Annotated in this window: 31 protein-coding genes; 18 read left to right on the forward strand and 13 right to left on the reverse strand. The window is 61.9% G+C overall.

What is annotated here, in order from left to right:
• Positions 1 to 23: 23 nt before the first annotated feature.
• Positions 24 to 1,097: a VIT1/CCC1 transporter family protein gene (locus RG2_RS21590; protein WP_033233499.1), complete on the reverse strand. Its 1,074-nt coding sequence runs from the start codon at positions 1,095 to 1,097 to the stop codon at positions 24 to 26.
• A gap of 116 nt (positions 1,098 to 1,213) precedes the next feature.
• Between RG2_RS21590 and RG2_RS21595 the strand changes: the two genes are divergently transcribed.
• Positions 1,214 to 1,849, forward strand: coding sequence for a DUF4232 domain-containing protein (locus tag RG2_RS21595; protein WP_033233501.1), 636 nt, complete (start codon positions 1,214 to 1,216; stop codon positions 1,847 to 1,849).
• Positions 1,850 to 1,852: 3 nt separating this feature from the next.
• Here RG2_RS21595 and RG2_RS21600 read toward each other — a convergent pair whose 3' ends face one another.
• The 3 genes from RG2_RS21600 to RG2_RS21610 are packed head-to-tail and all read right to left on the reverse strand — an operon-like array spanning position 1,853 to position 4,208.
• Positions 1,853 to 2,929, reverse strand: a complete 1,077-nt coding sequence (locus RG2_RS21600) for an ABC-2 membrane transporter-related protein (protein WP_033233503.1) — start codon at positions 2,927 to 2,929, stop codon at positions 1,853 to 1,855.
• Positions 2,926 to 3,795: an ABC transporter ATP-binding protein gene (locus tag RG2_RS21605; protein WP_080711672.1), complete on the reverse strand. Its 870-nt coding sequence runs from the start codon at positions 3,793 to 3,795 to the stop codon at positions 2,926 to 2,928. Before RG2_RS21605 ends, RG2_RS21600 begins: the two co-directional genes overlap by 4 nt.
• The gene (locus tag RG2_RS21610) at positions 3,792 to 4,208 is read right to left on the reverse strand and encodes a GntR family transcriptional regulator (RefSeq protein ID WP_033233505.1); all 417 of its coding nucleotides are present in this window, start codon (positions 4,206 to 4,208) and stop codon (positions 3,792 to 3,794) included. Before RG2_RS21610 ends, RG2_RS21605 begins: the two co-directional genes overlap by 4 nt.
• 307 nt (positions 4,209 to 4,515) lie before the next feature.
• Between RG2_RS21610 and RG2_RS21615 the strand changes: the two genes are divergently transcribed.
• Genes RG2_RS21615 through cobU form a run of 4 tightly spaced genes read left to right on the forward strand, consistent with a single transcriptional unit; the run spans position 4,516 to position 8,625 of the window.
• Positions 4,516 to 5,478, forward strand: coding sequence for an ABC transporter substrate-binding protein (locus RG2_RS21615; RefSeq protein WP_033233510.1), 963 nt, complete (start codon positions 4,516 to 4,518; stop codon positions 5,476 to 5,478).
• 8 nt (positions 5,479 to 5,486) lie between these two features.
• The gene (locus tag RG2_RS21620; RefSeq protein ID WP_033233515.1) at positions 5,487 to 6,521 is read left to right on the forward strand and encodes a FecCD family ABC transporter permease; all 1,035 of its coding nucleotides are present in this window, start codon (positions 5,487 to 5,489) and stop codon (positions 6,519 to 6,521) included.
• Positions 6,518 to 7,306, forward strand: a complete 789-nt coding sequence (locus RG2_RS21625) for an ABC transporter ATP-binding protein (protein WP_033233517.1) — start codon at positions 6,518 to 6,520, stop codon at positions 7,304 to 7,306. Before RG2_RS21620 ends, RG2_RS21625 begins: the two co-directional genes overlap by 4 nt.
• Positions 7,306 to 8,625, forward strand: coding sequence for a bifunctional adenosylcobinamide kinase/adenosylcobinamide-phosphate guanylyltransferase (cobU, locus tag RG2_RS21630; RefSeq protein ID WP_033233519.1), 1,320 nt, complete (start codon positions 7,306 to 7,308; stop codon positions 8,623 to 8,625). The genes RG2_RS21625 and cobU overlap by 1 nt, the downstream gene beginning before the upstream one ends.
• 4 nt (positions 8,626 to 8,629) lie before the next feature.
• Here cobU and RG2_RS21635 read toward each other — a convergent pair whose 3' ends face one another.
• Both RG2_RS21635 and RG2_RS21640 read right to left on the reverse strand, forming a co-directional pair.
• Positions 8,630 to 9,415, reverse strand: coding sequence for an IclR family transcriptional regulator (locus RG2_RS21635; RefSeq protein ID WP_033233521.1), 786 nt, complete (start codon positions 9,413 to 9,415; stop codon positions 8,630 to 8,632).
• Positions 9,412 to 10,950, reverse strand: coding sequence for an APC family permease (locus RG2_RS21640; protein WP_033233523.1), 1,539 nt, complete (start codon positions 10,948 to 10,950; stop codon positions 9,412 to 9,414). Before RG2_RS21640 ends, RG2_RS21635 begins: the two co-directional genes overlap by 4 nt.
• A gap of 330 nt (positions 10,951 to 11,280) precedes the next feature.
• Here RG2_RS21640 and RG2_RS21645 point away from each other — a divergent pair, with 330 nt between their 5' ends.
• The 9 genes from RG2_RS21645 (at position 11,281) to RG2_RS21685 (ending at position 18,147) form a co-directional block, all read left to right on the forward strand.
• Positions 11,281 to 11,871: a MauE/DoxX family redox-associated membrane protein gene (locus RG2_RS21645; RefSeq protein ID WP_033233525.1), complete on the forward strand. Its 591-nt coding sequence runs from the start codon at positions 11,281 to 11,283 to the stop codon at positions 11,869 to 11,871.
• A 43-nt stretch (positions 11,872 to 11,914) separates the two neighbouring features.
• On the forward strand, positions 11,915 to 12,523 hold the full coding sequence (locus RG2_RS21650; protein WP_033233528.1) for a redoxin domain-containing protein: 609 nt from the start codon (positions 11,915 to 11,917) through the stop codon (positions 12,521 to 12,523).
• A gap of 77 nt (positions 12,524 to 12,600) precedes the next feature.
• Complete coding sequence (locus RG2_RS21655; protein WP_033233846.1) at positions 12,601 to 13,272, forward strand: methylamine dehydrogenase light chain; 672 nt, start codon at positions 12,601 to 12,603, stop codon at positions 13,270 to 13,272.
• Positions 13,269 to 14,609: a hypothetical protein gene (locus RG2_RS21660; protein ID WP_033233530.1), complete on the forward strand. Its 1,341-nt coding sequence runs from the start codon at positions 13,269 to 13,271 to the stop codon at positions 14,607 to 14,609. Before RG2_RS21655 ends, RG2_RS21660 begins: the two co-directional genes overlap by 4 nt.
• Positions 14,606 to 16,195, forward strand: a complete 1,590-nt coding sequence (locus tag RG2_RS21665) for a multicopper oxidase family protein (protein ID WP_033233532.1) — start codon at positions 14,606 to 14,608, stop codon at positions 16,193 to 16,195. The genes RG2_RS21660 and RG2_RS21665 overlap by 4 nt, the downstream gene beginning before the upstream one ends.
• Positions 16,196 to 16,223: 28 nt before the next feature.
• Positions 16,224 to 16,568: a cupredoxin domain-containing protein gene (locus tag RG2_RS21670; protein WP_033233534.1), complete on the forward strand. Its 345-nt coding sequence runs from the start codon at positions 16,224 to 16,226 to the stop codon at positions 16,566 to 16,568.
• The gene (locus RG2_RS21675; protein ID WP_080711673.1) at positions 16,568 to 16,891 is read left to right on the forward strand and encodes a cupredoxin domain-containing protein; all 324 of its coding nucleotides are present in this window, start codon (positions 16,568 to 16,570) and stop codon (positions 16,889 to 16,891) included. Before RG2_RS21670 ends, RG2_RS21675 begins: the two co-directional genes overlap by 1 nt.
• 48 nt (positions 16,892 to 16,939) lie before the next feature.
• Positions 16,940 to 17,776, forward strand: a complete 837-nt coding sequence (locus tag RG2_RS21680; RefSeq protein ID WP_033233538.1) for a hypothetical protein — start codon at positions 16,940 to 16,942, stop codon at positions 17,774 to 17,776.
• Between the two features lie 110 nt (positions 17,777 to 17,886).
• Entirely contained in the window at positions 17,887 to 18,147 is a 261-nt protein-coding gene (locus RG2_RS21685) for a hypothetical protein (protein ID WP_051730410.1), read from the forward strand.
• 277 nt (positions 18,148 to 18,424) lie between these two features.
• On the opposite strand, the gene RG2_RS21690 is transcribed toward RG2_RS21685, so the two are convergent.
• From RG2_RS21690 to RG2_RS21695, 3 genes are all read right to left on the reverse strand, one after another.
• Positions 18,425 to 18,790 (reverse strand): VOC family protein, encoded by a 366-nt coding sequence (locus RG2_RS21690; RefSeq protein WP_033233540.1) that lies wholly within the window; start codon positions 18,788 to 18,790, stop codon positions 18,425 to 18,427.
• A 287-nt stretch (positions 18,791 to 19,077) separates the two neighbouring features.
• Entirely contained in the window at positions 19,078 to 19,212 is a 135-nt protein-coding gene (locus RG2_RS32395; RefSeq protein ID WP_255285235.1) for a hypothetical protein, read from the reverse strand.
• 271 nt (positions 19,213 to 19,483) lie between these two features.
• Positions 19,484 to 20,311 carry a mycofactocin-coupled SDR family oxidoreductase gene (locus tag RG2_RS21695; RefSeq protein WP_033233542.1) on the reverse strand — a complete coding sequence of 276 codons (828 nt, stop codon included), beginning with the start codon at positions 20,309 to 20,311 and terminating at the stop codon, positions 19,484 to 19,486.
• Between the two features lie 186 nt (positions 20,312 to 20,497).
• On the opposite strand from RG2_RS21695, the gene RG2_RS21700 reads away from it, so the two are divergent.
• Together RG2_RS21700 and RG2_RS21705 are read left to right on the forward strand one after the other, a co-directional pair.
• Entirely contained in the window at positions 20,498 to 21,091 is a 594-nt protein-coding gene (locus tag RG2_RS21700; protein WP_033233847.1) for an acyl-CoA-like ligand-binding transcription factor, read from the forward strand.
• 129 nt (positions 21,092 to 21,220) lie between these two features.
• Positions 21,221 to 22,420: an AI-2E family transporter gene (locus tag RG2_RS21705; protein WP_033233544.1), complete on the forward strand. Its 1,200-nt coding sequence runs from the start codon at positions 21,221 to 21,223 to the stop codon at positions 22,418 to 22,420.
• 29 nt (positions 22,421 to 22,449) lie between these two features.
• On the opposite strand, the gene RG2_RS21710 is transcribed toward RG2_RS21705, so the two are convergent.
• Complete coding sequence (locus RG2_RS21710) at positions 22,450 to 23,466, reverse strand: zinc-dependent alcohol dehydrogenase family protein (RefSeq protein ID WP_033233546.1); 1,017 nt, start codon at positions 23,464 to 23,466, stop codon at positions 22,450 to 22,452.
• A 28-nt stretch (positions 23,467 to 23,494) separates the two neighbouring features.
• On the reverse strand, positions 23,495 to 23,866 hold the full coding sequence (locus tag RG2_RS21715; protein ID WP_033233548.1) for a DUF2255 family protein: 372 nt from the start codon (positions 23,864 to 23,866) through the stop codon (positions 23,495 to 23,497).
• Between the two features lie 248 nt (positions 23,867 to 24,114).
• On the opposite strand from RG2_RS21715, the gene RG2_RS32025 reads away from it, so the two are divergent.
• The gene (locus tag RG2_RS32025; RefSeq protein WP_033233848.1) at positions 24,115 to 24,399 is read left to right on the forward strand and encodes an ArsR/SmtB family transcription factor; all 285 of its coding nucleotides are present in this window, start codon (positions 24,115 to 24,117) and stop codon (positions 24,397 to 24,399) included.
• A complete protein-coding gene (locus RG2_RS21725; RefSeq protein ID WP_033233551.1) occupies positions 24,384 to 24,779 on the forward strand; it encodes a VOC family protein in 396 nt (131 codons plus the stop codon). Before RG2_RS32025 ends, RG2_RS21725 begins: the two co-directional genes overlap by 16 nt.
• A 34-nt stretch (positions 24,780 to 24,813) precedes the next feature.
• On the opposite strand, the gene RG2_RS21730 is transcribed toward RG2_RS21725, so the two are convergent.
• Positions 24,814 to 25,455 (reverse strand): SanA/YdcF family protein, encoded by a 642-nt coding sequence (locus RG2_RS21730; protein WP_045065340.1) that lies wholly within the window; start codon positions 25,453 to 25,455, stop codon positions 24,814 to 24,816.
• Positions 25,455 to 26,606: an alpha/beta hydrolase family protein gene (locus RG2_RS21735; protein ID WP_033233552.1), complete on the reverse strand. Its 1,152-nt coding sequence runs from the start codon at positions 26,604 to 26,606 to the stop codon at positions 25,455 to 25,457. The genes RG2_RS21730 and RG2_RS21735 overlap by 1 nt, the downstream gene beginning before the upstream one ends.
• Positions 26,607 to 26,620: the final 14 nt, after the last annotated feature.

Below are 26,620 nucleotides of genomic sequence, written 5' to 3' on the forward strand. Positions count from 1 at the left end.
CGTGCGGCCTCGAGGCCGGTGCTCTACAACGATGTCCCGAACAGCATTCCGAGTAGATATGTTGCCGCCGCGGCGCCGTAACCGATGGCAAGCTGACGGAGCGCCCGCTTGAAAGGCGGCCCGCCGGAGAGCAGTCCGACAACAACGCCGGTGCCCAGAAGGGCAATACCCACCAGCAGCGAAGCCACAATCAGGGCCGTCACACCTTCCAGCCCGAACAGGTACGGCAGCACGGGAATGATTGCGCCGGAGGCAAAGAAACAGAAGCTGGCGGCTGCAGCTCCCAAACCGGTGCCGACAGACTCGTGAGTGTCTTCGACATCTGTCACACCGAAGTTGTTGTGCTTCAGGACCTCCGCCGCTCTCACTTCGGCTTCCTCTGCCGTCATACCGCGGGCTCGGTACACCAGAGCCAACTCGTTGGCGTCGACGTCGAGCAATCCGACGGCATCGCGCGCGTCGGTACCTGGAGTGGACGCTTCCAACAATTCACGTTGCGAGCGGACGGAAACGTATTCACCGGCACCCATCGACAGTGCGCCTGCAAGCAGTCCGGCCATGCCGGTGAGCAACACGATCTGATTCGAGACGCCACTACCACTGATACCGAGAACCAGGGCCAAGTTACTCACCAGACCGTCGTTTGCGCCGAACACGGCCGCGCGGAAGGTCCCCGAAAGCCGATTGCGCCCACGAGTTGCCAGCGCGCGCACCACTTCTTCGTGGATCTTCTCGTCGGCACCCATCGAGGCAGTTGCATCCGCGTCGTTCGGGTAAGGCGATCGGGTCTCTGCACGTTGAGCGAGCGCAAGAACGAAAACCGAGCCGAATCGTCGGGCGAGGAACCCGAGGATACGAGTGCGTATGTCGCCGGGCATCGGCTTTCCGACGTGTTCGCCGAGGAGGGCACGCCAGTGTGCCTCGTGCCGACCCTCAGCTTCGGCGAGCGCAAGGAGGATCTCGCGTTCCTCACCGGTGCGCCGCCCTGCGAGGTCGCGGTACACCGCGGCTTCTGCCTGCTCGTCGGCGAGATAGCGTCGCCAGCGCTTGATGTCATGTGGGTCGGGATCAGGCCTCGCGTTCGGAACTGTCGGCATCGAATCTCCTCACGTTCGGTGCGTGAAATGGCGCACTCAGTTGCCGCATTCCCGCACATCCCAGCCATGATTCGGATATACCGGACACACATGTCGGCTGGCCGGAGGAGCGAACCATGAATCCCACAGTAATACGTCGGATCGTCCTGCTCGCAGCACCGCTGACCGCAATTGCCCTCGTCAGCGGTTGCGGATCCGACAGCTCCGACACAGCCACCAGCACTACTGTTCCCACCACTACCTCGGCGCTACCGACATCCGCAGCGCCCGGCCCGGCTCCGGCAACAACTACGCACGCGACCCACTCGGCAGCATCGAGTACACAGGTCAGTCCTGAGAACTGCACGGTCGCAGAACTCAGCGTCACCCTCGGACAGGCAAGCGGCGCCGCCGGTTCCACCGAACTACCGGTGGTCTTCACCAACACCAGCACGCGCACCTGCACCCTCGACGGGTTTCCCGGCGTTTCCTACGTAACCGGCGCAGACGGCAGCGAGGTGGGCGCAGCGGCAACGCGCACTGGCTCCGGATCTGCGGTCTCCCTCGCACCGGGTTCCGCTGGAACCGCCTTGGTTCGCGCCACCAACGTCGAGAACTATCCGGCCGACCAGTGTGGTGTCACCGACGTCGCCGGACTACGTGTGTACCCGCCCAACTACTACGATGCGGTGTTCCTCCCCTACCCCACCGAGGGTTGCTCGATGACCGGCGCGAACATCAATCAGCTGAGCGTCGCACCGGTCACCGGCTGAGCATTACGGCTTGAGGCGTCGTAGACCCCAGAGCGCGGGGATCAAGAACAGTCCCGAAAGAACGAGAGTCAGAGCAGCTTCCGTCAACTGGAATCGGCGGAACTGATCGGCCGAATGGTAGCGGACCTCGTAGTGGTCTGCTCCTTGCTCGTGCAAGCAGACCTCCATGTCCCGATCCTGCTGGGCCAAGACCGCCTCCATACGAACGTCGTACTGGGCGCCGGTCTCCTCGGACCGCTGTTCGTACGGGTCGTTCCCGTCGTCCGATCCACTCCAGGTGCATTCGTCGTAGCGAACGTCCACAAAATTGCCTTGGATATCGACGTAACCCTGCTCGATTTCCCAATTCAGTCCGGGAACAAATGCACCTTCAACAGCCGTGTAAATTCTTCCCCCGGACAGGGGTGACTTCTCGATCCCCACCGGCGCGTAGTGCGGCCTGGCAACAAACTGAAACATCACCAGTACACCAACTACGCCGACCATAGTCAGCGCCATTGCGCCGATCGAACTGTGCACCAGCAAAGCAAGCGCCGCTCCGAGCACTAGAGCCATGAAAGTGTAAGCACCCAAGGCCAATCCGCTCGATTGAAAGAGCGGATATGTCAGACTTGACACACCGAAGGGCTGCCCCCCGCCACTGACGAATGCGTAGCTGTCCCTCCCTCCGACAGCGCGGGTCCATTCGAGAACGAACCCGAGGACAGCAGCAGCCATGGCGATGGGGACAAAGACAACCAGCACTCTTGTCCAGAACCAGCGAGCCCGGCTGACCGACTGGGTAAGCCCCAGCACATGTGTTCCCTGCTCGATATCCCGCGAGAACACCGTTACGCCAACCAACGCTCCCAAAAACACCGGCAGCATCGTTGCAATGACGGTGGTTGCCGTGAGAGCAGTTTCAGCCGCACAGACCGTCGTTGTGTTGCCGAAACATTCGAGAAACGATCCGATGGGTCGAGCACTGCTGTCACTCATGACGAATGCGCCACCTACCAAGGCTGTAACAGCCAGCACCGCAATGATTCCCAGCGAGACAATGAGTGACGTCCGATGATGACGCCAGGTAACCCAGATCATGCCGACACCTTCGCTTCCGCACTCAGATGCCCGAGCACCAGGTCGTCCAGAGTTGCATCGTCGACAGTCCAACCTGGTAGTTCGTTCGGTCGACGGCCGGCTACGAGGTGAGAATTTCGACGCAGCCCGACATCGGTGTGAACAACAGTGCCGCCACCCACCACGTCCGACGGATCGCCATCACCAACCAATACGTAATGGGCTGAGACCAATTCATCCAACGATCCGGAGAGTCGAGCATTGCCGTCGCCGAGAAGAAGTAACCGATCCGAGACGTCTGCCAATTCGGAAATGATGTGTGAAGACAATAGGACGGTTGTGCCGTGCTCTGCGACATCTTCGAGCAGCGAGGTAGCGACAGACCGCCTGGCAAGGGGATCCAGATCTGCCAACGGTTCGTCGAGAAGCAACAGCTTCGGCCTACGTCCGAGTGCCAAAGCCAGTGCCACCCTGGTTCGTTGACCGGGAGAGAGCGTCTTGGCCTTCGCATCGAGCGGAATGTCCGCACGTTCCACCAAGGCAAGCGCGTACTTCGCATCCCAGCTGTCATTGGTGTAGGCGCCGAACCGAAGTAGTTCCGCGACAGTGAATTTCGGGTACAGCGGTTTATGCTGGGCCAGATAGGCCAGGCCCGGGCTGATGCCGTCACGACTCGGAGCGGCGCCGAGTACGGAAATCGCGCCGTGATCCGGCGTCGTCAATCCCACTGCCAAGGACATGAGTGTCGACTTGCCGGCACCGTTGACGCCGACAAGCGCGGTGATGCTCCCTGCCTCGACTTCGAAGGTGCATGCGTCGAGCACCTTCTTGCGCCCGAAGCGCTTGTCCACGTCAGCCATGGTGAGCGCTGATTCTTGCTCGGTCACGATGTCTCCCCCTCACTCTCGGACGAATCAGATTTGACGAACTCACGCTCGAGTTCCATGTCGACCAGTGCCTCGATATCCGTGCGCTCGAGGCCCGCCGCCACTGCGTCACGCACCCATCGAGAAAGCTCTGCCCGCAGAGCGGAGTTCTCCGCCATGCCCGGCTTCGCGAGCGACTTGGTCACGAACGTCCCCAACCCCGGCCGCGGCGCAACAAGACCGTCGCGTTCGAGTTCCTTGTAAGCCTTCAGAACAGTGTTGGGGTTGATGGCAAGAGCCCCCACAACATCCTTGGCGGTAGGCAGACGGTCACCGACCTGTAGGTCACCGAGCCGTAGTGCCTGCTTCACCTGGACGACCAATTGCACGTAGGTGGGAATGCCGGATCGGCGGTCGATACGGAAGTCGATCATCCGAACCCTTTCACTAGTTCATTAGTGGAAAAGATATTTACCGTGCCTTTGCCGCTCGAGTCAAGAGTGGCCGCCCCTGTAAAGTGCAAATGCCCCGGGTTTCCGGGGTGCCACGCTGCTTGTGAAGTCCGGTGAAAGCCCGGCACTGTCGACGCAACTGTGAAGTTGTCCGTATACCCACGGATGAACGAGTCAGGTCACCCAGCCTCGTGGCGACACGATGGTCCTCGGACGAAGGACGCTCGTGCAGCCCAGCCCTCCGGCCGCGCCGCATGGCGACTTTCTCCGCACTGATGGAGGGGTGGCTGTGAACATTCGGCCGACACGCACGTTCCGATCGATCTTTGCGGCGCTGGCGGTGAGTACGGCGCTGTTGGCCGGTGCCTGCAGCAGTTCCACCACCTCCGACGCCCCCACCACGTCAGCGGTCTCCGACGGCTCATTCCCCGTGACGGTGGAATCCGGTCCCACCGGTTCTGGCACCGACATCACGATCGCGGCGCGTCCGACGTCGATCGTCTCACTCAGCCCCAGCGCTACCGAGACGCTGTGGGCTGTTGGCGCGGGCGATCAGGTCAAGGCGGTCGACAACCAGTCCGACTACCCGGCCGACATCCCGGTCACCGACCTGTCCGGCTTCTCGCCCAACGTCGAAGCCATCCTCGGCTACGCACCGGATCTGGTTATTGCGTCCGACGACATGAACGACCTCGTGTCCGGGCTTCAGAAGGCAAAGGTGCCGACTCTCCTTCTGCCGGCGGCAACGAGCATCGACGACGTCTACGCACAGATCGAGCGCGTCGCGATCGCAACCGGCCACGAGGAAGAGGGCGCCGAGGTGGTCAGTGACATGCGCACCGAAATCGACGCAGCGGTGGCGAGCGTTCCGGCCCGCGAGCAGCCCCTCACGTACTTCCACGAACTCGACTCCTCGCTCTACACGGTGACGAGCACAAGTTTCATCGGCCAGATCTACGGCCTGTTCAGCATGAAGAGCATCGCCGACGCAGCCGCTCAGGGCGATTACCCGCAGCTTTCGGCGGAGTTCGTGGTTCAGGCCAACCCTGATCTGATCTTCCTGGCTGACTCGCAGTGCTGCGGTGTCACCGCGGAAGCTGTTGCAGCGCGCCCCGGTTGGAACGGGATGAAGGCTGTGACCGGCAACCAGATCCACGTACTCGACGAAGACCTGTCCAGTCGATGGGGACCCCGCGTCACCGACCAGGTGAAAGCTGTTGCCGCGATCGTGGCGCAGGTTCCGACGGCCTGAGTTCTCTGATGCACAAGGCCGGTCTCGCGAACCATCGAACCACCGCGCTGGTCGGTGCCGCACTCATTTTATGCGTGTCACTGTTGATCGGCGTTCTGGTGGGACCGGCAGGCCTTACCCCTGATCGGGTCATTCTCGAACTGCTCGACGGGATTCCGGGCGTCGATATCGATTCCGGGCTGACCGTTCAACAGCAGGCAATTCTCTGGCAGATCCGACTTCCCCGCGTAGTCCTGGGTGCCTTGGTGGGCGCGATGCTGGCCGTCGCGGGAGCCGCGTATCAGGGTGTGTTCCGAAATCCGTTGGCCGATCCGTATCTTCTGGGAGTGTCCAGTGGTGCCGGACTTGGCGCAACGTTGGCTATCGTCTCCGGCGGGGCTGTGGGAATGTTCGGAATCCCCATGGCCGCCTTTGTCGGTGGCGTTCTAGCCGTATTCATCACGTACGCTCTGGGCCGCAGTATCGGCGGCGCCCAGAACGCGGTCGTCATCATTCTGGCCGGCGTTGCGGTGGCCGCGTTCACCAATGCCGCGCAAACTTTTGTGCAGCAACGGTTCGACGATTCACTGCGCGAGGTCTATTCGTGGTTGCTCGGCGGTCTGTCGACGGACGGTTGGTCGGAAGTTCTTGTTGTGCTGCCGTACGTGATTGTGGCCTCGGTAGTCATCCTGATTCACCGTCGAGTACTCGACGTCATGGCAGTTGGTGACGTGGAGGCAGCCAGTCTCGGTGTGGATCCCGCCCGCTCTCGACTCGTCCTGGTTCTTGCGGCAACTCTCGGAACAGCAGCAGTGGTCAGTGCCAGCGGCCTCATCGGCTTTGTGGGAATTGTTGTTCCCCATGCCGTTCGACTGGTCGCAGGACCTTCGCATCGACTGCTTCTCCCGCTGTCGCTGATGCTGGGCGCAGCGTTCCTCGTCCTCACCGACGTTGCCGCCCGATCATTGATGTCCCCCGCCGAACTTCCCATCGGCGTTGTGACAGCCATGATCGGCGCCCCGTTCTTCCTGCTCGTCCTACGCCGCAGTCGGGTGTCGGCATGACCGAGTTTGCCGTTCACTGCCAGGACCTTCGGGTTGTCCTGGGCGGCAACAACGTTGTCGACGGCATCGGACTCGACGTTGCAGAGGGTGAATGGGTTGCTGTTGTGGGACCGAACGGCGCCGGGAAAACCACGCTGATGCATGCGCTCGCCGGGTTGATTCCGTCTGCCGGCCAACTCACCGTCTCCGGCCGTAACCCTCGAGATGCCGGTCGCAAAGCCATGTCTCAAGTTGTCGCGCTGATGCCACAACGGCCCGTGGTACCGGAGGGCGCAACAGTCAAAGAACTTGTCGCGCTCGGCCGAACTCCGTATCTACGACGCTTCGGCACGGAGACCGCCGCCGATCGCATGGTGATCAACAACGTCATTCAGCGCCTGGACCTCACTGAATTTGCCGATCGCCGGGCTACCGAACTGTCCGGCGGTGAATTGCAGCGAGTAGTGCTGGCCCGAGCGCTCGCGCAGGAACCGAAAGTGCTGCTCCTCGACGAGCCCACCAGCGCCCTCGACATCGGACACCAGCAGCAGGTCCTCGATCTTGTGGAGGCAATGCGCTTGTCGGACAACATCACCGTGATTGCCGCGATGCACGATCTCACTCTCGCGGGGCAGTACGGATCGCGCATCGTCTTGCTCGATCGGGGCCGCGTGGTGGCAGACGGATCACCGGCCGACGTTCTGCGTTCGGACCTCCTCAGCGAGATCTACGGCGCCCGCGTCGAGGTTCTCGATCGACCGAGCGGACCCGTCGTGGTACCGATCCGGGAGCAGGACGGCCGCTGATGGAACTGCTGATGCTGGGTACCGGCGCCGCCGACGGTTGGCCCAACCCCTTCTGCGAGTGCACATCCTGCACCGCCGCACTGGCAAGCGGCACGGTCCGAGGGCACACAGCGGCCCTGCTGGACAATCGAATCCTGCTCGACTGCGGCCCCGAAGTACCACGCGCCGCTTCGCGATCCGGCCGCACCCTTGCCGGAGTCGAACACATCCTGCTCACTCACTCGCATCCCGATCATCTCGGCCCGATGGCGCTGCTCTTCCGGTCATGGGCCGATCGCACCGAACCACTGCAGGTACTCGGACCTCCTGACGCCCTTGATCTCTGCCGCGACTGGGTGGGGCCACACGACCCGGTCACCTTCACACCGCTTGTCGCTGGCCAATCGATCACACTGGGCACGTATGACGTTCGCGCTCTCGAAGCGACACATGAAGTTCCGACCCTGCTCTACGACATCACCGACAATGCCGGTGCCCGCGTCTTCTGGGCCACCGACACCGGGCCCCTCGCACCGTCGACAATCGCCGAGCTCGAGAACGCCTCGTTCGACGCCCTTTTCCTCGAGGAAACCTTCGGATTCAAGACCGATCATGGCACCGGGCACCACGATCTGCCCAGCTTCGCCCGGACGGTCGCCACACTGCGCGAAATCGGCGCGGTCACAGACAGAACCGACATCGTGGCCGTCCACCTCGGCCACCACAACCCGCTCGCACACGAACTCTCGGCAGCACTAGAACAGTGCGGCGCACGAACCGTTCTCGACGGCACAGTGCTGCGCATCGGCTCCCGCGCGCCTGGCCGAACTCTGGTTACCGGTGGCGCCCGGGCGGGCAAGTCCACCTACGCCGAAGCATTACTGTCCGGATACCGGCACGTCACATACATCGCCACCGGAGATCCGCATGACGACGATCCCGACTGGACGGAAAGGGTAGCGTCACATCGCGCGCGGCGGCCGGCAACCTGGGCAACTCTCGAAACCGTCGATGTAATCGAAATACTCTCCGGCTCAACCGACCCCATCCTGCTCGACTGCCTAGGTACCTGGCTGACCGCACAGATGAATCGCCACGATGCCTGGCTGGACGGCAACACCGCTGCGGTTCGCGAAGACATCGATCAGTTGCTAGCTGCCTGGAAGTCCTGCCCTGTCCCGATCATTGCAGTCACCAATGAAGTCGGCAGTGGAGTTGTTCCGGAAACCAAGTCCGGTCGTCTCTTTCGGGACCTGCTCGGCCTACTGAACGCACGCATCGCCGATGCGTCCGAGTCGGTTGTCCTGATGACCGCGGGACTACCCACCCGTCTACGCTGACATCTCAGATCAGCCCTGTGAGACGCCGCGCGCAATCGAGGAGAAAGCCCACCAACTCTCGGTCTTCCACAGTGACACGCTCGCACGAACCCTGGATACACAATCCGCCGGCGACCAGGTCGGCATGATCGCGAATGGGCACCGCTAACGCCGACCGCCCGAGCCGGGATTCCTGATTCTCGAACGCGAACCCCTGCAATCGAACCGAACGCAACTGCTCGGCCAGCATGGCACGATCATCGATCGTGAATTCGGTGAGTCGACGTAGTTCCAAATCGACAACGAGCCGCTCGTCGTAGGCCAACAGAAGTTTGCCCAGCGCATTTGCATGGATGTTCTTCGAAAGCGTGGTTATCCCGATGATCTCGTGATCAGGGTCCTTGTCGATGAATCGGAGTCGCCCGGCGTTGAACGACGCAACATGCAATCCGTATCTCGTGTGGGTACGCATGTCTTCGACTTGTTCGTGCAGCGACGGCGCCGGGCCACTCGTTGTTGCGGCATGCGACAACTCAGCCGTCCGACGCCCCAACGCAAAGCCGGACAGGTCAGGTACCCGCACGAGAAAACCCTCTGCCACCAACAGATTCAGCATCCGATACGCCGTGGCCGATGGAACTCCCGCGAAAGTGGCGATCTCCTTCGCGGTTGTTCCCGGTCCCAGATGCGCAACCGCCTCGAGCATCCCGAGCGCTTTCTGAACCGCTTTGGGTTGCTGCCCGCTGAAGTGCGATTCGTCGCTGGTCCGTTTGCCGACTCTGGTGCCGGTGGTGGCGCGGTCGGCGCTCACTCGCCCCACTCCGGTAGGTCGCGGTCTGCGGCAGAACGATCCGGCACCAGGCGTCGTCGACCGTCGTCGCCGATAAGGAGTGTTCCGGCCCCAGGTAGGAGGTCCGCAGTTTCAAGGCTGTCGAAAGCTCCTACCGCCGTCAGACTCTCAGGCCGCACCCGCCGGAGAATTGCACTCCAGATCACTCCGGATGCAGCAAGCGCTCCAGCAGCACACGGCAGCGCCCAGATTCCGTGGACGGCACCGTCGAGAATGATGTACACAAGCAAACCGGCCCCGGCGACGCTGACCGACAACGTGCACACACGTGTCACCGCTGTGTGCTCGCCGATTCGGTTCAAGAACTTCCAGGACGCAAAGGCCACCAACGTGTACGCGCACACGAGGGCAATTTCCACCACTCCGTCGAAAGAGCCTGAATCATCTCTCACCGCATCGGAAAACAGAAGAACGCCGACTGTGCTGACGGAGACAAACGCGAGGACCGCAATGTAAGGGGTTCGGAATCGACGGTGCATCCGGGCGAGCGATGACGGCAGCGCCCGTTCGACGCCCATGGAGTACAACAACCTCGAACCCGCTTGCGCGCAGCCGAGAGTGCATGCCAGCCACGAGCACGTCATACCGACCTTGACCGCCAGAACTACCCCGGCACTGGCACCGGATGCCGTCCCCTGGAAGTACGCCCCGACGATGGTTGCGCCATGCCCCGTCATCGCCGCCCACGCTGCAAAGACGAATAGTAGCCCGCAGATGATCGGCGAAATCAGCACTGTGCGTGTGACAGTGATCAACGGGCGCTTGGCCTCTGGACCGAAGAATGCTGCACTCTCGAATCCGGCCATACTCAGAACAGTCAGCATCGCCAGAAAAGGAACCACGCTCAAAGACTGATTCGGCAGTGACACAGTGCTTGTCGTATCGGTACGGGTTGCCAGCATCACCGCGATGATCAAGATCAACGAACAGCTTTCGATCACCAGAATCGCGCGGGTCGCAAACCGAACTCCACGCACCGCTATCCACGCAACGGTGAGGGCGATCAGTACGGTCACCACTACCGTCGAAAGCGGCCCGCCTACATTGGTGCCGATGAGCGAAATCGTATCCAGCAGACTGGGAACCGCCTGGGCCAACACCGATATCGAGATCCCGAGATACCCGACGACCAACGCGGCTCCGACTAAAAGCGCACTTCGGGTTCCGGTACCTTGGAAGACAAAGCTGTAGAGCGAACCAGCCGCCGCCAGCCTGCGGGTGAAATGCGTGATGCAGAGCGCAACCAGAAAAACTGCCGACGTTGTCGCGGCGATGGCGGCCAAACCTGCGTACCCAGGGCTGTACGTGATCATCCACAATGCGATGAACACCATTCCCGTAGCCGGTGCGATGGTCGACAACGACTGTCCGAGAAGATCGATCGGCGTCAGCCGCCGCCGACCCAGACCGCGCAACGGCGAGTACACCGGCTCGCCGTCCTGATCCGCACTCTGTGCCCGCGCGAGTGCCGCGCGCAACGCCGCCGTCACGGCCATGTCTCACCGTCCGTCCGATATCCGATTCACCGATTTCGGTCAAGTTAGTCCGCATTTGTTTCCGGGCAGTTTCCACCGTGGCGCGCAGTGACGATCCAAGTGGGAATCCGCGCGCTCGAGGTCTCGCCCGCTGGCCCTGCCACAGCTCCGAACCATGTCAATCCCGTGCCGAAGAAACCTACTGACCTGCACAAATATCGATTCTCACCGGCGGTGCGCATTCCCAGTTGCGTATCCCCCGGACGTATCGACACCGAAGCATGTTCGCCGCATCACCAGTACAGGATGTGTCCCACACACCAGCGCTTGCCGACCTGAAAGGGAGGAATCATGGACTTCACCATCGCTGCCGTATCGGCGATCATCGGGTTTGTCCTACTGCTCGCCGGCATCCCCAAGCTGACGGACTACGACGGTGTTCTGCGTTCGGTACGTGGATACAAAGTCCTTCCGAGCGGGCTCGAAGGACCGGTTGCCCGGGCACTTCCCATCGCCGAGACCGTGGCGGGCGCACTTCTCGTGACCGGCATCGCCCGGCAGTGGGCGGCCGGGGTTGCCGCACTCATGTTCGCGTCGTTCTTTGTCGGCCTTGTCGTCAACCTTGCTCGCGGCCGACGCGACCTCGACTGTGGTTGCTTCGCATTCGGCATCGGCGAGATCCCGCGTATCGGATGGTTCCACGCGGTACGTGCCGGAATCCTTGCCGCTGCGTCACTCTCCATCCTGGCAATCGGCAGCTCCGCGGGCGCGGGCGCGCAAGCAACAGCTGCCACCCTCGCACTCCTCCTGGTGCTGGGCGGCGTCGCCATCGCACAGATCCGATCCGTCGTTCATTTCGGCAAGCGCCCCGTCGACGACTACCTCTCGAGTGCTTCCGTCCGACTGCGTGCCGCCGGCGCCACGTCTCGGTACGGCGTTTGACCTTCTCCCTATTCACCGACTGCGCAAAGGCAGGACTTCGACGATGACTACTTTTCTACTCGTAGCGACCGTGATTCTCGTGATCGCCGTGGCCGTACTGTTCTTGATGGTTCTCGCTCTCGCCCGTGAAATCGGCCGTGTGCAGGTGCGTCTCGGACCACTCGGTGCCCGAATGATGGATACCGGTCCCAAGGTCGAACAGGTTGGGCCGTCGTTTGCCGGTTTGATCGACCAGGAAGGTCGAACCGTCGGAGTTGGTGGTCATCGAGACAAGGCTCAGCTCCTGCTGTTCACAGCACCGAGTTGCTCGACCTGCAAGAGCCTGCTTCCCGGCGTGCGGGCAATGGCCCGAGCCGAATCCGACCTCGACGTTGTCATCATCTCCGACGGAACCCCCGAGGAACACCGAGAGTTCTTGGCCGGCAGCGGCATCGGTCCCGAGCTCAGCTACATCGACGCTCGTGACGTCGGCATCGCCTACCAGGTGGGCACCACTCCGTACGGCGTGATTCTCGACGAGCACGGCAAGATTCGCGGCAAGGGCCTGTGCAACCACATGGCTCAGGTCGAGAGCCTGCTCAACGCACTCGAGTCCGGCACCCCCTCACTCCAGCACCTTCATGCGCAGGCTAAGTCGGGCAGCGCGGCCTGATCACCCTGAGTTCTGCTCGTTCCTCTTCACGAATCAGGAGAAATTTGTTGGACGACAATGCGTTTCCACAGCACAACATGACAGAGAACCGATATCCGGTAGACGAGGCAACCGTTCAAGCGCAGGCCGAATGGATGGCAGGCCAAGGTGGTTCACTGACCAGCCGCACCGGCCGCAAGCTCTCCGAACGCGTCTCGCGGCGGTCGATGATCAGCCGAATCGGCAAGTGGACCATGGGAGTATCCGGCGTAGCGCTGATCAGCACCTTGCCCGTCACTCGTACCGCGTTTGCTCAAGAAGCCGCGCCTCCCGCTCCGGCACCGGGCCCGGAACCGCTTGTTCCCGTGTACGACGGCAAGGATCCCGCGGAATGTGAATACTGGCGCTGGTGCAACATGGACGGCACATCCTGCGCTGCCTGCAACGGCGGCGGTGTCACCACGTGCGCGCCCGGCAGTAAGCCAGGCGCCGAGTTCTGGGTTGGCTGCTGCACCAATCCCGATACCGGAAAGACCTATCTGATCGCGTACTACGACTGCTGCGGTGCGCCTTCGTGTTCCAACGCCTTCTGCGGCGAGCCGGACATGCAGGCAGTGATGTACAACCCGGTTTCCGGCAGCTACGACCAGGAAATCATCTGGTGTGTCTCCGACGAATCGCAGGCGTACACCTGCACCATGGCTCCCATCATCGGTGAGGACTGCCAGACCCGTCCGGCTGCACGCCCCAAGGTCGGTGCCGGATCATGAGCAGTTCACGAATCCGAAAGCTCGCCCGTCCCGCCGTCGCAATACTGCCTCTCACCGTTGTGCTCGCACTGGCTGGTTGCAGTTCGTCCGACAACGACGAACCTTCCAGCGCAGGTGATGTCACCTATCCCACCGTCCCGTTCACCGCTCCTGGTGATGGCATTTCGCTCGGTCACGACGATCAGGAAATCGGCGACACCATTCCCGAACCCCTGCACGTCGGGTCGATCGTTCCGATTGCCGCTGACCGACTCCTCGGCGTCGAGGGTGGCTTCGGTCAGCTCGAACTCAGCGTCAACGTCATCGATCCGAAAACCGGTGTGGCCGAGAGCCGTATCACCGTCGGACCCGGTATCTGGGATCCTGTCATCCACGGATTTGTCGGGGACTCCGCCGATGACCCAGCAGTACTCGCCGCCGAAGTGTGGCGTCCCCGAGGTTCGCGCGGGGCAGCCGATTTCACGGTCAGCACCTACTCCGGCAACCTGTTGGAGCCGGCCGAGGTCATGCTGCCGGATGTCGCACGCGTGCATTCGCGTCCCGGCTCCAATGCCGTCACCTCCGACGGCAAGTTCTTTGTCACTTGGGACGACGGCTTGTACGGCATCCGTGTTGTCGACTTGGAGAAGCAGGAGGCGACCGGCGCCCTCCAGATCGTCGGATGTGGACCGTTCACCTGGATGGTCGGACACGAGCTCTACAGCGTGTGCGAGGACACCCGTGAGCTGCTTCAAGTCACAATCAGCGACGACGGAGTCCCCACCGAGACCGCCCGATCCAAGGTCTTGCCCGACGATTTCGTCTCCACTCGCAAGGTGACGTGGGCGGCCGACGCACAGAACGCGTTGTTGGTCAGCGAGAACGGTGACGTCTTCGTCTTCGACTTCTCGAACGGACTACCCAAGGAAGCCGTCAAGCCCATCGGAAATGCGGGCCAGGATTCCGGACGCTTCTCCGAGAACCTCATCAATGCGGATGCAACGCGTCTGGCAATCGAATACACCGACAGCGCAATTCACCCGGACTCCGCTCGCGGTGGTTCGATCGTGAAGATCGATCTCTTCGACGCGGCTACGTTCGCCCCGATCAAGAGTCTTTCTCTGGCCGACCTCGGCCTCACCGATATCGGAAGCACCGCCTTCTCAGTTGACGGTGCAACGTTCTACGTGCTCGGCACCGGACCGGAGGTAGAAGGCTCCGCTCCGGAGGTAGAAGGCTCCGCTCCGCAGAAGATCGTGGGCTACAACGCAACCACCGGTGAGCAGGTCAGTTCCGTGGATATCTCGGGCAATGTCGGTGATGTCACCGGGTTGATCACACCAGAAGTACTTCGATGAGTCGTCCCGGATCCGGTGTAGTGATGGGCCGGCGCCGCTTCCTGAGTCTGGGAGCACTCGGCGCCGGGGCAATCGGGCTCGGCGCCGTGGGAACGATCGCCGGATGCAGTTCCACTGCAGCAACTCCGACGCCGCTGACCGATCTCGACTTCATCATGCCCACCGACCCCGAAGTTGCTGCTGCAGAGTCGGCACGAGCCTGGAACGGAACCACCGCCGCGTTTGCCTTGGCAGCCGGATTCTCGACGGTTGATCTCGGCGGACGCCTCGTGGACACATGGACGTACGGTGGCGCTGCTGTCGCTCCGGAACTTCGGCTGAAATCCGGTGACCGGGTGAACGTCTCCGTCCAGAACAACCTCGATGCCGAAACCACGCTGCACTGGCACGGAATTCGAATCCGCAACGACATGGACGGCGCGGCACCAACCACGCAGGCTCCCATCGCGGCGGCTTCGACCTTCGACTACAACTTCGTCGCCCCGGATCCGGGAACGTACTGGTACCACTCGCACAGCGGACTACAGGCAGACCGCGGACTCTTCGGCGCCATGATCGTCGAGGACCCGAACGACTCCAGTGGGGCCGACGCCGATGCCGTTCTGGTACTCGACGACTGGGTCGACGGATTGGGTACCACACCGGATTCCATACTGATGGCACTCAATCCGGCAATTGCCGGCGGCCACGGCGGCCACGGCGGAGCCGCATCAACACCCGTTGAGCACGCCGAGGGTGACATGGCAGTTGCGCAGCAGTTGGTGAGCGCCGGCCATGGTTCGTCCGAGCCTTTGGGCGGCATGACACAACACATCGCGTATCCATTGCACTTGATCAACGGGCGACCGCCCAACGATCCAGCTGTGGTGACCGCTGCGCCCGGTTCGACTCTGCGACTACGAATCATCAACGCGGCGGCCGAAACTCCGTACCGGTTTGCCGTGGCCGGGCACGAGATGACGATCGTAGCCACCGATGGCTTCGACGTGGAGCCGACTCCCGCCGACGCCATCATCGTCGGAATGGCGCAGCGCTACGACGTACTCGTGACGGTCAAGTCGGGAACATGGCCGGTGGTCGCCAAGGTCGAGGGCCGCGACGGATACGCGTCGACCCTCCTTCGCAGCACCGACGCGTTGGCACTCTCGAATCCGGATGTGGGTGGTGTGATCTCGGAGTTGGGCGGCCGTTTGGTGCTCGAAAGCGCTCTCCGTCCCGCGGAATCCACACGCCTCGAGACGAAGTCACCCGATCGCGACTACCACATCGAGTTGATCCAAGCCGGAGATCGTTACGTGTGGGGTATGGCCGGTGCCGATGCGGGCAAACTCGTGATGAAACAGGGTGAACGCGTTCGGATTACGATGAAGAACACGTCCACCATGTGGCATCCCATGCACACTCACGGCCACACCTTTGCGGTACCGGATTACGGCGGGCTTCGCCGTGACACCGTCAACGTGCTACCAGGCAGCGAACTCGCCATCGAGTTCGATGCCGACAACCCCGGCGAGTGGATGTTCCACTGCCACAATGCCTACCACTTCGAAGCCGGAATGACGGCAAATCTGCGTTACGTCCGCTGACAAGTAAGAAGAATCGAGAGGACCTCTCATGAAGAAGCTCGTTCCCGCTTTCCTCGCCGCTTGTGCGGCTTTGAGTCTCACCGCATGCAGCAGCGACAGTTCGGTGTCGGACGAACCCGCCGTCGTGATCGAGGTGAAGAACATGGCCTACACACCGGCGTCGGTCACCATCGAAAAGGGCCAGACCGTCGAGTGGAAGTTCGACGACGGCGGACTCCCCCACGACGTGGTCGGTAACGGTGAACTCGAAGGGAAACTGAAGAGCGAGTTGCTCACCGAGGGAACCTTCTCGTTCACGTTCGACGACGCCGGTACCTTCACCTACCACTGCACGCCCCATCCGATGATGGTCGGCACCGTGATCGTTCAATAGTGAGGAGGTGGATCGCCGGCTTCAGCCTTGCCGTCGCGGCAACGTGTGTTCCCGCGTGCGGCACAGAAGGTCCCGCCCCCGACGTCGTGGTCGAGATCAGCAATGTTCAGTTCAGTCCGATGGACGTCACCGTTGAACATGGCGGCACCGTCGAGTGGCGTTTCGACGACGGCGGACTTCTGCATCATGTGGAATCACCCGGACTGTTCGACAGTGGCATCACCGGAGATGGCACCTTCCGGCACACGTTCGAGAGCGCCGGCGTCTACGAGTACTCGTGCTCCGTGCACCCGTACATGATCGGAGTCATCACAGTGTTGTGACTACTGGCTCATCATTTTTCGTGAACTACATACATTTTGGAGGATCTGATGACTACCGTTCTCTCACACGGCCCACTCCAGACCGATGTCCCTGACATTCGGCCGACCCTTCAAGGCTCAGTCGGCACGGCTACTCGCGCCAGCCTCATCGCCGCAGGTGCTGCGGCGGGTGCCGGCATTGCACTCGTGGCTGCGCCTTCTGCGACAACAGCTTTGACCACTGCGGTTGTCGGAGCCGGACTGGTCACCTCACTGGCCGCCAACTGGTCGACCTGCGGAATGTCGGTTGCCGGAGTTGTTGCCGCACCGAAGCAAGCCGACCGTAAGGGATCGTCAACTCCGGTACGCCGACTCGGTTGGCATGCACTGGGTTCCGTCACGACAGGTGCCGTCACCGGCGCCCTGATCGGCGCTCTCGGCGCGGCGGTGTCCGGTTTCATTCCGATCGGCTGGGCGTTGGGTGCCTGGGCTGTTGTGGCACTTGCGTACGGTCTGCACGAGTTGGGTGTTCTCACGATGCCGACTCCGATGCGGCGCCAACAGCTTCCGCGCCATATGCGCCGCACCATGGCGCCGTGGAAGGTCTCACTGATCTTCGGCGCTATCATCGGGCCCGGATTCCTGATCTTCATCCGCTCGAGTGCGTACTACCTCCTTGCACTCGGTGTTATCGCCTCGGGCTCAACGGCTCTCGGCGCTGCACTGTTCACCGTTGTCTCCCTCGGCCGCTGCATGCCTAGCCTCGCGGCAATCGTGCACACCAATCGCGGTGGCTCGATGCCCGGTTTCCTCTCGGTCATGTGCGTCGTAGACCGTCGGGTGCAGAGCATCACGGGCGCCGCACTGATCGCACTGGGAGCATTTGCTGCTTTCGCGTTGGTCTGAGTTTCCGTCGAAAGTAGTGTGGCCGGTGAGCATTTGCTCACCGGCCACACTGCGGTCCGGAGATTCGAATCAGAGACGAGGCTTGCCTCAGTCCGAGAGGAAGACAATCGGTGTCGCTTCGGGAATTCTCCAACTTTCTGATCGAACGCATCGACGCCGCGGCCGCAGTCTACGGGTCGGGACGGCCCATTCCCGAAGCAGAAGCACGTGAGCGGTTGGCTGCCGAATTCATCGTGCCGGACGACGGCTACCTGGCGTTCATCGGCAGATGGGGCGGGTGCTACGTCGGGGTGTCCGTCCACGCCTGGGATCAGAGTTCACTCCTCGGGACAACCACGTGCCTGGAACTCACAGCCCCGTGCGCGCGATGACTTCGGCGAGATCAGGCGAGGATGCGCCGAGATCGCCATGCCGTCCTTGCTCTCGCGCGGCTGCGGTTGAATGTGTTGTGAGCGATGGTCCGTGACAAAGTGGTCTATTTGCCAGGACCAACTGCCGCATTGGCCGCGTAGATAACTTCTGAAGCGATCAGTAACAGACCCGAATGGACTGTGTTCTGGCCCGCGTCCATTCGTAAGCCGTGTCAAGCTTTGTCGCTATGCGGCAGGGACACCCGTCGACTGGTGCGGGTGCGATGTGAACAGTGACTCAATCGAGACAGAACTCATTACCTTCGACATCTTGCATTACGAGGCATGACTCGTTGTAGCCATCGGCGCGCAGTAGTCGCACACGTACCGCACCGAGTGCGATCAATCGTGCGCATTCGGATTCGAGCGCGGCCACGCGTTCTTCGCCCACGAGTCCCGTACCGACTCGCACGTCAATATGTAGTCGATTCTTGACAACCTTGTTTTCAGGAACGCGCTGAAAGTACAGGCGCGGACCTATACCCGAGGGATCGATACATCCCGATCCGTTGCGCTCGTAACCTAATACTTCGCACCAGAATTCCGCTACGCGCTCAGGCTCCTCACAGTCGAAGGTGACTTGAATCTTCTTGATCGATGCCATCGGATCACAGTAGAGGCGGGTCTCTTCGTTTGCACGTTCTTTATCGCATGGTTCGCGCTAGACGTGAGCTGCGGTGAGAATTTCGTGAATCCGTCACCTTAGTGATCGAGTGTCGAATCCAAGAACTCTTTGGTAAATACCGATCGCGCACAGAACTACCGAAACACCAGCGCCAGCTCCCGAAGGGCGAGAGCTGCGTTCCTGACCGCACCGCCAGTGGTGATGACATCTTCGACCAGGGTGACAGTCTTCCCTGCGACGTCGATTCCCTCTGCCAGCTTGTTGGTTCAGTACGACTTCGGTTCCTTACGGATAAAGACCGCCGGTAGACCGGTTGCCTGGCTGAGCATAGTGACGATCGGGATACCGCCCATTTCCAGTCCGCCGAGTATTTCGGTGTGTTCTGGAACCAACGGGGCCATGCGGTCGGCGATGCGACGTAGAAGGTCCGGGTCGGTTTCGAATCAGTATTTGTCGAAGTACTGGGAAGCGGTTATTCCGGAGCGGAGAGTGAACTTGCCCGTCAGGCGGCGTGAGGAGGGGCAGAACTATCTCCCAGTTTGGCGGCATGTGCTCGCATACAGGTCCTTCGTACCTGCATCGCCTCCGGCTCAGCCAGACGGAACGGCCTGCGGCCGTGCTTGACAAAACCTATTGAGATTCCTTTCAAGTGTTATGGGCTCGAGCCGTCGGCTAGAGCTGACCACCCGCGTCGACGGTATGCGTGGTTCCCGTGACATAGCGTCCGCTGTCTCCGACGAGGTAGAGCACTGCGTCGGTGATGTCGGATGATTCGAGCGCGGGCACCGGCAGGGTGTTGAGTGTCAATGCGGCTTCCTCGAAGTCAGCGCGTGTCGGCGCGGCGAGGTCCGGCCGGAAGAGCTTGTAGGTGGCGTCGTTGAGGATCATGTCGGTTGCCACGGTGGTGGGATGGATGGTGTTGACTCGGATATTCTGCGGCGCAAGTTCTTTGGCGAGCACCTTCATGAACCCGACCAGACCTGCCTTAGCCGCTGAGTAATGCGCGGTATTCGCGTTCGCTTTCAGAGCGGCGAGTGAGCTCGTGATCACCACGGAGCCACCCCGACTACCCGCGACAATATGCGGCACCGAAGCGACGCAGGTCTTCCACACTCCGGTGAGATTGATGTCGATCATCGTCGACCAGGTTTCCTCGGACATCTCGAGCGTCGGAGCAGGCACCGAGATACCGGCATTGGCGAGCACGATGTCGAGCCGGCCGAGCTCATCGACACCGGCGTCGACCACTACTTTCAAGCCGTCGAGGTCCCGGACGTCGACTTCGCGGGCAACAATGCGACGACCGAGGGCTTTGACCGCACGCTCGGTTTCCGCGAGGTCGTCCGCCGTGGCGGTCGGATACGGCACTGTGTCGACCTGGCGACATACGTCTATCGCGATGATGTCGGCTCCTTCTTGCGCGAGCCGTAGCGCATGGCTGCGCCCCTGGCCCCGTGCAGCACCGGTGACGAATGCAACTTGACCGTCGAATTGCCCCATGACAGAAAACCTTTCGGCACATGTGGCACCGACCTTCAGCGGTGCCGCGTCGTACAACCGAGGTTATGTCAGTCGATGCCAAAACATGGCGTTTTGAGAAAACTCACCGCCCGGGCGATACGGGTAACCCGCCCAAGCCCGAAGGCCGACGCCATGGCCGGGCGAACCTGGAACGATGGACGCGTGATGAGTACCGACAACCGAATCGACCGCGGTGGCAGGCCGGCGGCAACAACCGCGCACCACCTCGCCGCCGTCGCCCAGAGACTGTTCGTCGAACGCGGCTTCGACCGAACCAACGTCGAGGACATCGCGCACGAAGCGGGAATCAGCACTCGAACCTTCTTCCGATACTTCCCGACCAAGGCCGACGTCCTGTGGGTCGAATCGGACGCCGAGATCAGTCGGCTACGACAAGCACTGGCCGACAGCACCGCGACCGAACCGTACGAAGCCGTCTTGGTGCGCGCCGTAGTCACCGCCATGGCTTTCCCCGACGACCAGATCGAATGGGCCAGACACCGCGCCCAACTGGTCCTTACGGAACCCGCCGTGCAAGCGCAGGCATCGCAGCGCCACACGCGGTGGCGAGCCGCTGCCACCGAATTCGTCAGCGCTCGCACCCCCGACTATTTCTTCCCGATTGCGGTGGGACACGCAGTACTCGCCGCCACACAATCGGCCCACGAGTACTGGATCGCGCATCCAGAGACGCAACTCGCCGATCAGCTCGAACGTGCACTGCTCCTGCTCCTCCCACCCCTACCCACAGCGGTCTAGCTCGCATCGACCTTGGAATCGAGATCCAATGCTCGGCTTGAATTACCTCCGCTCGAGGTAAACCACCAGGACAGCGCAGCGAAAGAATTGTCCGTCCCGCTGGGCGCACCTCGAGATGCGGAGGTTCCGATGCCCGAGCTCGGCAACAACTCACCGCCCACGGGCGGAGGTGCAGAACCTGCTCACGGCGACGTAGTCGGGCAACCCCATACCTCCGCCGAGGGGCAACCGATCATCGCTGCAGAACAAGACGCTGCCCGAATCAGCTCACCCGCCCACCCGCTGGGTAAGCCCGGACCGAGCTTCGATCGCAAGTCTCCGTTCATGATCGGAATGGCCGCAGCCGCGGGAGTGGCCGTCACTTACGGCGGGATCGAGTTACTGATCGCAGCACACGGCGTACTCGTCCTCATTGTCATCGCCGCGTTCCTCGCAGCCGGCCTCGAACCCGTCGTGTCTTGGTTGGTGCAGCACCGAATTCCCCGTTGGGCGGCTGTGACCGTGGTCTTTCTCGCGGCCTTCGGCATGCTCGCCGGTTTCCTCGCTGCCGCGATACCCCCGATCGTCACCCAAGGCAGCGCACTCGTGGACAACGCCCCTGGCTACCTGCACCACCTCCAAGAGCGCTACCCCGCCATCGACGAACTCAATTCTCGATTCCATCTTCAGGACAAGCTCCAGCAGACGATCGGTGGCGAAGGTGTCCCGGATGTCGTCGGCGGGATCCTCGGTGCCGGTAAGTTCGTGTTCAGTGCGATCAGCGGAACCGTCATCGTGGTTGTCCTCACCGCCTACTTCCTCGCCAACTTCCCCCGAATCCGCGCCTCGCTCTACCGCCTGGCACCCCACTCCCGCCGCCCGCGGACCATCCTGATCGGCGACGAGATCTTCGCCAAGGTCGGCGGATACGTCCTCGGAAACATCCTGATCTCGCTCATCACCGCCATTCTCACCTTCATCTGGCTGATCACCTTCGGCGTTCCATACCCGCTATTGCTCGCCGTACTGGTCGCAGTACTCGACCTGATCCCGATAGTCGGATCGACGCTCGCCGGAATCGTCGTAGCACTGGTGGCTTTGACTGTGTCACTACCTATTTCGCTCGCCACCGTAGCCTTCTTCATCATGCTCCGACTCGTCGAGGACTACGTGCTCGTGCCGCGCATCATCGGCCGGACCGTCCAAGTACCACCCCTGATTACGGTCGTTGCTGTCCTGCTCGGCGGGGCTCTGCTCGGAATCGTCGGCGCACTGCTCGCCATCCCGATCGCTGCCGCGATCTTGCTGCTGGCCCGCGAAACACTCCTCCCCCAGCTGGACCGTCGATAATCTGCCGGGATTGTTTCGAACTCCTGCGTTCACGGAATAAGCATGGTCTTGATGGAGCGGCGCTCGTCCATGGCCGCATATGCCTCAGCGACCTGATCGAGCGGCAGAGTCAGATCGAAGACCTTGCCCGGGTGGATGTGCCCGTTCCAGACGCGGTCCAGAAGATGGTCGAGGTATGCCCGCACCGGTGCAGGTCCACCGCGCAAGCCGACGTTCTTCCAAAACATGTGCCGCTGAGGAAGATCCGCGACATGGGGAACGCCGACCCAGCCAACCATGCCGCCAGGGCGCGCGGACCGCAGGGCCTGCTCGACGGAATCGTGAGTACCGACGCACTCGAGCACCGAATCTGCTCCGATTCCGGACGTGAGTTCCTTGACCCGCTCGACGCCGTCGTCGCCGCGCTCGGCAACGATCTCGGTGGCGCCGAATTCCAGTGCGAGACGCTGCCGATCCTCATGGCGGCTCATCGCGATGATCCTCTCCGCGCCCAGTTCCGCTGCTGCAAGTACACCGGAGAGGCCCACCGCGCCGTCACCCACAACCACGACGGTGCTTCCCGGCTTGACGCCTGCGCTGACCGCCGCATGCCAGCCGGTACACATGACATCGGAGAGCGCCAGGATGTTCGGGATCATCGCCTCGTCGGGCAGTTCGGGGGTGGCGATGAGTGTTCCGTCGGCATTCTGAACACGGATCAACTCTGCCTGGCAGCCGTCGTATCCGGTGCCGTGGAGACAGTTCGCATGTGCGCCGACTTTGCAGAGCGCGCAGGTGTTGTCGCTGGTCAAGAATCCACCGACCACAAACTGTCCGGGCTTCACGGTGGTGACGTCGCTGCCAACCGCTTCGACGATGCCGACGTACTCGTGCCCGATCGGCGTCGGCTTGGTGACCTCCGCGATACCGCGGTAGCGCCACAGATCCGAACCGCACACGCACGCTGCCACTGTGCGGACTATCGCGTCGGTGGGCTCCGCGATCACGGGATCGGGTCGGTCCTCGAAGCGGATGTCATTGGGACCGTAGATAATTGTGCCGCGCATGAATAACTCCTTCGCTGCCGTTTGCGTATCAGGCGGGGAAAACTTCGAGGGTGGCCGAACGGGGGCCACTTTCGACAAGGTGATCGACAATGCTCGGGTACTGGCGGTACTTCTTCCGGTAAGCACTGTCCACAAGCGGGAGGTCTGCGTCACCGGCCTCGACGAACTTCACCTCGTACGCGCTGCCGCCGGAAATAATCTGCCCGGTTCCGGTCGCGATCGCGCCCTTGAACCAGGCTGCGGGCCTGCCGTTAGTGGATCGGATGAAGAGCCGGTCACCGTCGCCGACGATCCAGATGATCGTGGGCTTTCTCAGCGAACCGTCGGCCCGCCTGGTCGCGACCTGCACTTCCTGAGGGTTCGCGATTGCCGCTACCTGCTCTTCGCTCCAGCCTGTCATTGCCCGTACCCCTTGCGTCGACGACACGTTCTTTCAGCCAACCCCAGATCTGCCACGGGCGCGAGGGCCAGGGGTTACCGGTAATGGCAGTGCCTCCTTCGAGGGAGTTCGGCAACCTGACACCCTTTGTGCGCAGCGAGCACCCCTTGCTGCATGCCACAACCGTTGTTCACTGTGCACAAACCGTGCTCACTCAACAGCTCTTGATATGCAAGCTCCAGCTTGCCTATAGTGGTGCCGTGGTCACCATCTACCGTGCTCTCGACGACGACACGAGGCGCATCATCCTCGACGAACTCGCGGCACATGACGGCCAGACTCTGTTCGAGATCTGTTCACTGCTCACGATGCGACACGGTCTGGGCTTCACGCGTCAGGCGATCTCTCAGCACCTCGGTGTACTCGAGTCGGCTGGACTGGTCGTGACCGAGCGGCGCGGACGCTCCAAATTCCACTACTTCAATCCCGAGCCGCTTGCCGAAATCACCCGGCGATGGCCCATCGAGACAGGAACACCATGCAAATCAAACTGACAAGCATCTTCGTCGACGACCAGCGAGCAGCACTCGCCTTCTACACCGATGTCCTGGGTTTCACGAAGCACCACGACATCCCACTGGGCGAGGATGCGTGGCTCACCGTCGTCTCGCCGGAGGCGCCGGACGGCCCGCAACTCCTGCTCGAGCCCGCGAAGCATCCGGCCGTGAAGCCGTATCGCGATGCACTTGCCGAAGAAGGCATTCCGCTCGCCCAGTTTGCAGTCGAGGACGTGGAGGCCGAGCATGCCCGTCTGACGGAAAAGGGTGTGGTGTTCACGCAGGCTCCGACGGATATCGGCACCGCCGTCATCGCTGTCTTCGACGATACGTGCGGCAACCTGATCCAGATCATCGCGGAGAAGCCGGCTCAGTGAGACTCCTGCTGTGCGCCTTCAGAACCGCCCCCGGTTAATAAAGGCGCACAGCAGATTTGACCGAATCCTCCGGCGGACTCGTAACCTTGGCATCACGACCGGACAGCATGTCGATTGCCGCTTTCGGCTTGGCAAGAATCCACTCTCGGGCAGCATTTTTGACCAACGTCGTTGTTGCGCAACCACAGTCACTGTTCACGCCGTCCGCATCGATTCCGGCGTCACGGCACAACGCGACGGCGCGGGGAACATGGTAGCCCTGCGTGACGATCAACGCCTTCGACACACCATACGTATGTATTGCCCTCGAGCAGGTGTCATATGTGTCCAGGCCGTACGGATCCCCGACGATACGACGCTCATCGATCCCCTGCTCTACCAGGTAATTTGTCATGGCCGCGATCTCGTCGCCCGAAGCCCCATTCGCGTCCCCGGACACCAGCACGGCGCTCGCTTTACCGTCCTCGACCAGTTGAACGGCCGCGTCGAGGCGCCCTTTCAGGAACGCCATCGGCTTGCCGTCCTTGATCTGAGCACCCAGAACGATTACCACCGGAGCCTCGGGCGCATCCGCGACGTCGAAGGTGTGCCCCTTCGCGGCAACGGAGATCCAGACGACGGACCCCACATAGGCAACGACGCCGAGTGCAACGAGACCCGCAATCCATCGCTTCACTAGCGGAAGAGATTCGCGACAAACGGAATCGTGTCGGCTTGCGATTCGATCAACGCGCCGCTGTGGTCGGTGTTGTACGCCTTGAACGTCACGGGTTCACCATTCGCAACCAGAGCCGCGACGAGCGAAAGTGCAGACGGGGCAGGCACATCCACGTCCAGCAAGCCTTGGCCGATGAAAATGGGGCGGTCGTAACCGCTGGTCGGCACACCCATGTAGTCGTTCAGGAGACCGTAGAAGTTCGGGATTTCGTTCAGCGGGCGAGACAGCACATCGCCCAAAACGAGCTTCTTCGATGCATCTTCCAAGTCTGCGGCGCACAGTTTTTCGGCCAGATCGACCTGCTCGCGACCCAGCGGAGTCAGGTACGAGTTGACGTCGATTTCCGGGTGAGCTTCGCGCAGACCCGCCAGAATGTAGAGGGCGTACGAGGTCAAGCCTCCGCCGAGTGCAATGGGCGGAAATCCGGGACCGGCCGGCAGGAAGACCAGTTCGATGTTTGCCGGCACACCCGTCCCCACACCGCCCCGGTAGTCGAGAGAATCCCCGCCGTATTCGGTTGCGTATCGCGCGGTGGTGATTGCCGCGCCGCCGCCTTGCGATTGTCCGACCACTGCCCAACGATTCGAGATCGAGGAATCGAGGGCGCGAGCGGCCTTCACGGAATCAACGACGCTGTGCGCCTCCACTTTTCCGTCGAGGTATGGCATGAGGCCCGGAGTTCCCAGCCCGACGTAATCGGTTGCGACCACGGCATAGCCTTCGGCGAGCCAGCGGCCCAGATACGGGTAGTCGCGTTCCGGGAGTCCTGGCCCGACCAAGGAAGGTGCGCAGGAGTCGTCGAGGCCGGTGGTTCCGTGCGCCCACGCGATGACGGGCCAGCCGCCTTCGGGGGCGGGGCCAGCTGGTACGTAGTACGCACCGCTACTGAGGGCAGGGCTGCCGTCGGAACCGATGGTCCAGTACGTGAATCGAGTAGCGTCGACGGTCCCCGGAATCCAGAGATCGCGAGGTAGCGGTTCGCTCGACACAACGGTTCCGGTCGCAACCGAAACCCCAGGTGCCTCCGCAGACGCCATTGGCGCCAAGACCACCGAACTAATTGCCGCAGCACACAGCGCCGCAATAATCGACTTCGACTGAAAATTCACGTCCCGACAACCCC

This window comes from Rhodococcus globerulus NBRC 14531 (genome assembly GCF_001894805.1).
Classification (GTDB): domain Bacteria; phylum Actinomycetota; class Actinomycetes; order Mycobacteriales; family Mycobacteriaceae; genus Rhodococcus_F; species Rhodococcus_F globerula.

What these genes read in the sequence shown, in the direction of transcription:
- RG2_RS21590 (WP_033233499.1), bottom strand. Translation starts at nt 1,097, where the DNA reads ATGCCGACAGTTCCGAACGCGAGGCCTGATCCCGACCCACATGACATC.
- RG2_RS21595 (WP_033233501.1), top strand. Translation starts at nt 1,214, where the DNA reads ATGAATCCCACAGTAATACGTCGGATCGTCCTGCTCGCAGCACCGCTG.
- RG2_RS21600 (WP_033233503.1), bottom strand. Translation starts at nt 2,929, where the DNA reads ATGATCTGGGTTACCTGGCGTCATCATCGGACGTCACTCATTGTCTCG.
- RG2_RS21610 (WP_033233505.1), bottom strand. Translation starts at nt 4,208, where the DNA reads ATGATCGACTTCCGTATCGACCGCCGATCCGGCATTCCCACCTACGTG.
- RG2_RS21620 (WP_033233515.1), top strand. Translation starts at nt 5,487, where the DNA reads ATGCACAAGGCCGGTCTCGCGAACCATCGAACCACCGCGCTGGTCGGT.
- RG2_RS21625 (WP_033233517.1), top strand. Translation starts at nt 6,518, where the DNA reads ATGACCGAGTTTGCCGTTCACTGCCAGGACCTTCGGGTTGTCCTGGGC.
- cobU (WP_033233519.1), top strand. Translation starts at nt 7,306, where the DNA reads ATGGAACTGCTGATGCTGGGTACCGGCGCCGCCGACGGTTGGCCCAAC.
- RG2_RS21640 (WP_033233523.1), bottom strand. Translation starts at nt 10,950, where the DNA reads ATGGCCGTGACGGCGGCGTTGCGCGCGGCACTCGCGCGGGCACAGAGT.
- RG2_RS21645 (WP_033233525.1), top strand. Translation starts at nt 11,281, where the DNA reads ATGGACTTCACCATCGCTGCCGTATCGGCGATCATCGGGTTTGTCCTA.
- RG2_RS21650 (WP_033233528.1), top strand. Translation starts at nt 11,915, where the DNA reads ATGACTACTTTTCTACTCGTAGCGACCGTGATTCTCGTGATCGCCGTG.
- RG2_RS21655 (WP_033233846.1), top strand. Translation starts at nt 12,601, where the DNA reads ATGACAGAGAACCGATATCCGGTAGACGAGGCAACCGTTCAAGCGCAG.
- RG2_RS21660 (WP_033233530.1), top strand. Translation starts at nt 13,269, where the DNA reads ATGAGCAGTTCACGAATCCGAAAGCTCGCCCGTCCCGCCGTCGCAATA.
- RG2_RS21665 (WP_033233532.1), top strand. Translation starts at nt 14,606, where the DNA reads ATGAGTCGTCCCGGATCCGGTGTAGTGATGGGCCGGCGCCGCTTCCTG.
- RG2_RS21670 (WP_033233534.1), top strand. Translation starts at nt 16,224, where the DNA reads ATGAAGAAGCTCGTTCCCGCTTTCCTCGCCGCTTGTGCGGCTTTGAGT.
- RG2_RS21680 (WP_033233538.1), top strand. Translation starts at nt 16,940, where the DNA reads ATGACTACCGTTCTCTCACACGGCCCACTCCAGACCGATGTCCCTGAC.
- RG2_RS21690 (WP_033233540.1), bottom strand. Translation starts at nt 18,790, where the DNA reads ATGGCATCGATCAAGAAGATTCAAGTCACCTTCGACTGTGAGGAGCCT.
- RG2_RS32395 (WP_255285235.1), bottom strand. Translation starts at nt 19,212, where the DNA reads ATGGCCCCGTTGGTTCCAGAACACACCGAAATACTCGGCGGACTGGAA.
- RG2_RS21695 (WP_033233542.1), bottom strand. Translation starts at nt 20,311, where the DNA reads ATGGGGCAATTCGACGGTCAAGTTGCATTCGTCACCGGTGCTGCACGG.
- RG2_RS21700 (WP_033233847.1), top strand. Translation starts at nt 20,498, where the DNA reads ATGAGTACCGACAACCGAATCGACCGCGGTGGCAGGCCGGCGGCAACA.
- RG2_RS21705 (WP_033233544.1), top strand. Translation starts at nt 21,221, where the DNA reads ATGCCCGAGCTCGGCAACAACTCACCGCCCACGGGCGGAGGTGCAGAA.
- RG2_RS21710 (WP_033233546.1), bottom strand. Translation starts at nt 23,466, where the DNA reads ATGCGCGGCACAATTATCTACGGTCCCAATGACATCCGCTTCGAGGAC.
- RG2_RS21715 (WP_033233548.1), bottom strand. Translation starts at nt 23,866, where the DNA reads ATGACAGGCTGGAGCGAAGAGCAGGTAGCGGCAATCGCGAACCCTCAG.
- RG2_RS21725 (WP_033233551.1), top strand. Translation starts at nt 24,384, where the DNA reads ATGCAAATCAAACTGACAAGCATCTTCGTCGACGACCAGCGAGCAGCA.